Origin of the sequence: uncultured Arthrobacter sp. (genome assembly GCF_902805515.1) — a bacterium.
Classification (GTDB): domain Bacteria; phylum Actinomycetota; class Actinomycetes; order Actinomycetales; family Micrococcaceae; genus Arthrobacter_D.
In genome coordinates, this window is record NZ_CADCTE010000158.1 from 21571 (window position 1) to 27570 (window position 6000).

At 69.3% G+C, this 6000-nt stretch carries 4 protein-coding genes and 1 tRNA gene; 3 read left to right on the top strand and 2 right to left on the bottom strand.

Annotated elements, in window-relative coordinates; genetic code table 11:
• Positions 1 to 54 precede the first annotated feature (54 nt).
• Positions 55 to 130, top strand: a tRNA-Arg gene (locus QZX79_RS14840).
• An 81-nt stretch (positions 131 to 211) separates the two neighbouring features.
• Here QZX79_RS14840 and QZX79_RS14845 read toward each other — a convergent pair.
• Both QZX79_RS14845 and QZX79_RS14850 read right to left on the bottom strand, forming a co-directional pair.
• Positions 212 to 772, bottom strand: coding sequence for a DinB family protein (locus QZX79_RS14845; RefSeq protein WP_294569382.1), 561 nt, complete (start codon positions 770 to 772; stop codon positions 212 to 214).
• The gene (locus tag QZX79_RS14850) at positions 769 to 1398 is read right to left on the bottom strand and encodes a type 1 glutamine amidotransferase family protein (protein WP_294569384.1); all 630 of its coding nucleotides are present in this window, start codon (positions 1396 to 1398) and stop codon (positions 769 to 771) included. Before QZX79_RS14850 ends, QZX79_RS14845 begins: the two co-directional genes overlap by 4 nt.
• Positions 1399 to 1510: 112 nt before the next feature.
• On the opposite strand from QZX79_RS14850, the gene QZX79_RS14855 reads away from it, so the two are divergent.
• Complete coding sequence (locus QZX79_RS14855) at positions 1511 to 2488, top strand: YafY family protein (RefSeq protein ID WP_294569386.1); 978 nt, start codon at positions 1511 to 1513, stop codon at positions 2486 to 2488.
• A gap of 534 nt (positions 2489 to 3022) precedes the next feature.
• Positions 3023 to 6000: ATP-dependent RNA helicase HrpA (gene hrpA, locus QZX79_RS14860; protein ID WP_294569387.1), on the top strand; the 2978-nt coding region annotated here is incomplete at its 3' end.

Here is a 6000-nt window from a genome sequence, read left to right on the forward strand (position 1 = left end):
TCCACCTGCTAAGCTCATTAAGTCCCTTACGGAGACGGAGAAAAACCGTCCCATGCCTTCGTAGCTCAGGGGATAGAGCGTCTGCCTCCGGAGCAGAAGGTCGTAGGTTCGAATCCTATCGAGGGCACCACCGGCCGGGTGGAAAAACCGGCCTCCAAGCGCCGCCGTCCTTTGGGACGGCGGCGCTTTGCTTTGCCCCCGGTCCGTGCCCTTACCCCTTTGCCGGACCGTCCCGGTACAGGTCACGCAGCAGGGCGACTTCCGCGAGGTGGTGGATCATCTCCCGGTTGATGTGGAGCACCAGGGCCGACATCGGGTACTCGGCGAACGGGCCTTCGGCGGGACCGACGGGGCGGGCGAGTTCCTCCCCGCTCAGGCCCGACACGGCACCGATCCACTGTTCGTAGAGCCCGTCGAGGCGCGCCAGGGCGGCGTCGGCGGTCTCCGGGTAGTCGAAACTGCGGTAGGTGATCGGCTCACCGCCGAAGTGCGAGCCGACCCGCTCCCCCAGCACACCCACAATCAGGTGGCACAGCCGCCAGGCGATGGTGGTGACCGGGGCGGGGTCGGGCGCCGGAACCGCGTACTCGAGGACGAACCGTCCGACCCCCGCGGCGACCGCCGCGCGCGCCTCCTCCCGCGGACGAAGGCTCCAGCAGCCGGGCACGGGTTCCCAGAAGTACTCGGCGTCGGTCAGCCCCTCGAGCCGGGGCCGCGCCTGGTTCTCCCAGTGCCAGGACAGCTGGTCGGCGAGTTCTCCGGCGGTGCTCATTCGGCCTGCGCCTCCATCAGCTGGTAGATCCCGCGGACGTCGCGCTTTCCCCAGAACAGCAGCCAGCTTCCGAGGATTTCCTCGTCCATCACGTCGAGCGTGCGGAAGATTTCGGCGGCGAACTCCACGGGCGCCCAGGACCCCGCGGTGACGACCCTGCCGTCGCTCACGGTGAGTTCCTCCCGGTACAGTGCGGACCCCGAGTACCCTTCGTGGGACGCGAGGGAGTCGGCGCTGTTGCCGGTGTGCGCGACGTCGTTGAGCAGCCCCGCTCCGGCCAGGGCATCGACAGCGCCGCAGATGGCCGCTACGGGGGCACCGCGGTCCAACAGCTGCGCGGCAAGGTCAAGCACGTCGGCGTTGGCGGCGGAGTCCCAGCTCGTCCCGCCGGGCAGGATCAGTGCGTCGATCTGCTCGCTTGGGGTGTCGGCGAGCGCCGCGTCCGGGACGACCTTCATGCCGCCCATGGTGCGGATCGGGCCGCCGCCGGCCGATGCGGTGGTGAGGACCACCTGCCGCTCGGGGCGCAGGAACTGTCCGCCGGAGAGTTCGGCGGACGCATACCCGACCTCCCAGTCGGCCATCCCCTCGGGAAGGTACAGCAAAACATTCAATGGTGAGCCCATGGCGTCTCCTAAGGTCGTGGGCCTGCGGGGCAGGCCACCCGGTGTGAATCCTCCCCTAGCCTAAGAATCCATGAGGACAGTTTCTGTCCTCGGTCCGCGGTAGTTTGGGTTCATGCTGGAAACCTCGGCCCGCCTCCTCCACCTGCTCTCCCTCCTGCAGATGCGCAGGGAGTGGACGGGCCCCGCCCTCGCCCAGCGCATGGAGGTGACCGAGCGGACGGTGCGCCGGGACATCGGCAAGCTGCGCACCTTGGGCTACCCCATTTCGGCGTCGCCTGGTATCGCCGGCGGCTACCAGCTCGGCGCCGGGGCGCAGCTTCCGCCGCTGCTGCTCGATGACGACGAGGCCCTCGCCGTGGCGATCGGCCTGACCGCCGTCACCGCCAGCCCCGTGGCCGGCGTCGGGGAAGCCTCGGTGCGTGCGCTCACCAAGCTGGAACAGGTGCTGCCCGCGCGGCTGCGTCCCCGCTTCTCGGGACTGCGGTCAGCGGTGACCCGCATGGCCGCGCCCAGCACCCCGGTCGATCCTGCGGTCCTGACAGCTCTGTCGGCCGCGATCACCGAACGCCGGATCGTGGCCTTCCGCTATGAGCGGCACGACGGCGAATCCTCCCGCCGCCTCGTCGAACCGTACCGGCTGGTTGACACCGGGCGGCGCTGGTACCTGGTGGCCTGGGACACGGTCCGGGAGGACTGGCGGACGTTCCGCGTGGACCGCTGCCGGAGCATCCCCTCCCCCCGCGCGCGGTTCACGGCCCGGCCGCTGCCGGCGACGGACCTGGCCCGGTATGTGCAGAAGTCGATCACCCGCTCCCCCTACAGCTACGACGCCGTCATCCGCCTCTCGGCGGGGATCCGGGAGATCGAACAGCGGATTCCGGCGGAGATCGCGGAGCTGACCAGCGACGGCCCCGACGCCACGATCCTGCGGGCGGGCTTCGATTCGCTCGACTACCCCCTGATGCAGCTGGCCTCCCTCGATGTCGAGTTCGAGATCCTGGAGCCCGAGGCGATGAGGGTGAGGGCCGCCGAGCTCGCGGGGCGGCTGCGGCGGGCCGCCGGCCGGACCGGAACCGTGTACGCCCGCTGACGGGTTCCGGACGGCGGGCAGAACTGTTTCCTCCGGGCGAGGCCAGCCGTTCTGCCCACTGACCAGCCACGGTCAATGGGCATAACCGGACATGCCCGCTGGCCAGCAGCGGTCACTGGGCAAATCTGCTGCTTTCAGGCCCTGCCATCGGTTCTGCCCACTGACCAGCCACGGTCACTGGGCAGATTGGTTTATCCAGGTACCAGTCAGCCGGTTCTGCCCACTGACTAGCCACGGTCAGTCGGCAGAACCGGACATGCCCACTGGTCAGCAGCGGTCGCTGGGCGAATTTGCTCCCCTTAGGCCCTGCCATCGGTTCTGCCCACTGGTCAGCAGCGGTCTTTGGGCATAACCGTTCGCCTCAAGCCCTGTCGTCGGTTCTGCCCACTGGTCAGCAGCGGTCACTGGGCATAACCGGATCTGCCCACTGGTCGGCCTTGGTCATGGGGCAGGCACGCCGCGGTAACCCCCTCCCGGCCGCTCGCCTTCCCGCCCCGGCCCTTCCAGCGCCGGAGCACTAGACTGGAAGCAACTATGGCACTGACAATTTCCTACCCCGCGGATCTTCCCGTCTCGGCCCGCCGCTCGGACATCATGGCGGCCATTGCCGCGAACCAGGTCACCATCATCGCCGGCGAGACCGGCTCGGGTAAGACCACCCAGATCCCCAAGATGTGCCTGGAGCTCGGCTTGGCCGACTCCGGGCTGATCGGCCACACCCAGCCCCGCCGCCTGGCCGCCCGCACCGTGGCCGAGCGCATCGCCGAGGAACTCGACGTCCAGCTCGGCGAGGAGGTCGGCTTCCAGGTCCGGTTCACCGGCCAGGTGGGCCGCAGCACCAAGATCAAGATCATGACCGACGGCATCCTGCTGGCGGAGATCCAGCACGACCGCCTGCTGCGCAAATACAGCACGATCATCATCGACGAGGCCCACGAACGCAGCCTCAACATCGACTTCATCCTCGGCTACCTGAAGCGCATCCTGCCCCAGCGCCCGGACCTGAAGGTCATCATCACCTCCGCGACCATCGACCCGGAACGGTTCGCCCGGCATTTCGCCGCCGACGCCGCCGTCTCGAACACCGCGCCCGCGCCGATCATCGAGGTCTCCGGGCGCACCTTCCCGGTGGAGATCCGGTACCGGCCGCTGGATCAGCCCGTCGGCGACAACGACTCCGACGACGACCTCGAGGAGGCACGCGACCCGGTCGACGCGGTGTGCGACGCCGTCGACGAACTGTCCCGCGAGGCCCCCGGAGACATCCTCGTGTTCTTCTCCGGCGAGCGCGAGATCCGCGACGCGGCCGACGCCCTTCGGGCCCGGATCCAGAACACCCAGCGCCTCCGGGGCACCGAGGTGCTGCCCCTGTTCGCCCGCCTGTCCCTGCAGGAGCAGCACCGTGTGTTCAGCGCTGGCGGCTCCAACCGGCGGATCGTGCTGGCCACGAACGTCGCCGAGACCTCGCTGACCGTTCCGGGCATCAAGTACGTGATCGACACCGGCACGGCCCGCATCTCCCGGTACTCCCACCGCACCAAGGTGCAGCGGCTGCCGATCGAACGGGTGTCGCAGGCCTCGGCCAATCAGCGCTCCGGGCGTTCGGGCCGCGTCTCCGACGGCATCGCGATCCGCCTCTACTCCGAGGAGGACTTCGAGTCCCGGCGCCCGTTCACCGAACCCGAGATCCTCAGGACCAGTCTGGCCGCGGTGATCCTGCAGATGACCGCCATGGGCGTCACGAAGAGTCCGCGCGACATCGCCGAGTTCCCCTTCGTCGAGCCGCCCGATGCCAAGGCGATCACCGACGGCGTGGCCCTGCTGCGCGAACTTGGTGCCCTGAACGACGACGGCGGGCTCTCCGGCGTCGGCCGCAAGCTGGCCCAGCTGCCGGTCGATCCGCGGCTGGGCCGCATGATCGTCGAGGCGGCCGGCCGGGGCTGCGCCAAGGAGGTCATGATCCTGGCGGCGGCCCTGACCATCCAGGACCCCCGCGAGCGCCCGTCCGCCGACCAGCCGGCGAAGCAGCAGAGCGCCGCGGAGAAACACAAGCGCTTCGTCGACGAGCACTCCGACTTCACCGGCTACCTGAATCTGTGGCGCTACCTCGAGGAGCAGCAGAAGGAGCTGTCCTCGACCCAGTTCCGCAGGCTGTGCCGCAACGAGTTCATCAACTACCTTCGGGTCCGGGAGTGGCAGGACCTCTTCGCGCAGCTGCGCCAGCTCGCCAAGCCGCTGGGGATCACCCTCGCCCCGGGCGCCGTCGACCCGGTGGGCAACAGCGACGCCATCCACATCAGCCTGCTGTCGGGCCTGCTGAGCCACATCGGGCTCTACGACCAGCGCAAGCGCGAGTACGCCGGCGCCCGCGGGACCCGCTTCGCGGTCTTCCCCGGCTCGGCCCTGTTCAAGAAGTCCCCCGACTGGGTGATGGCCGCCGAACTCGTCGAGACCTCGAGGCTGTGGGCCCGGGTCGCGGCCCGGTTCGACCCGCTGTGGGCCGAGCAGGTCGCTCCCCACCTGGTGAAGCGCAGCTACAGCGAACCGCACTGGTCTAGCCGGCAGGGGTCGGTCATGGCGTACGAGAAGGTCACCCTCTACGGGGTGCCCATCGTGCCGCAGCGGCGGATCAACTACGGCCGCGTCGACCAGGAGGTCGCGCGCGAACTGTTCATCCGCCACGCCCTGGTTGAGGGCGACTGGAAGACCCACCACAAGTTCTTCCACCGCAACAAGGCCCGGCTGGCGGAGATCGAGGAGCTCGAGAACCGGCTGCGCCGCCGCGACCTGAGGGTCGACGACGAGACCCTCTTCGACTTCTACAATGCCCGGGTGGGCCGGGAGGTCGTCTCCGAACGGCACTTCGACTCGTGGTGGAAGCAGGCCCGCCAGGCGGACCCGGACCTGCTCGACTTCGATCCGGAGGACCTGCTCGCCGAGGACGCCGACGCGCTCGACGATTCGGCCTTCCCCACCACCTGGCACCAGGGCGGCTTCGAACTGCCCCTGAACTACGAATTCTCCCCCGGCGCCCCCGGTGCGGCCGACGGCGTGACGGTGCGCATCCCCGTGCTGTTCCTCAACCAGCTGGAGTCCGGGCCCTTCCGCTGGCAGATCCCGGGCCTGCGGGTGGAGCTGGTCACGGCGCTCATCAAGTCCCTGCCCAAGGGCATCCGCAAGAACTTCATCCCGGCGCCGGACGTGGCCCGGTCCGCCGTGGCCGCGCTCGAGGCGGACTTCGATCCGGCGGTGGACGACCTCGAGGCTTCCCTCGAACTCGTCCTGCGCCGCCTGAAGGGGCACATCATTCCGCCCGGCTCGTGGAACTGGTCGGTGCTGCCCCCGCACCTGTCGATGACCTTCTCCGTCGTCGACTCAAAGGGGAAGGTCCTCGACGAGGGCCAGGACCTTGACGCCCTCAAGGCCTCCCTCGCGCCCGCCGTCAGCCGGGCCATCGCCGCGTCCCTCGGGGCGACCCCGTCGAGCACCCGCCCGGAGCGCGCGGGCGCGGC

Excerpts from the sequence above, each read along its gene's own strand:
- QZX79_RS14850 (WP_294569384.1), bottom strand. The coding sequence starts at position 1,398 with ATGGGCTCACCATTGAATGTTTTGCTGTACCTTCCCGAGGGGATGGCC.
- QZX79_RS14845 (WP_294569382.1), bottom strand. The coding sequence starts at position 772 with ATGAGCACCGCCGGAGAACTCGCCGACCAGCTGTCCTGGCACTGGGAG.
- QZX79_RS14855 (WP_294569386.1), top strand. The coding sequence starts at position 1,511 with ATGCTGGAAACCTCGGCCCGCCTCCTCCACCTGCTCTCCCTCCTGCAG.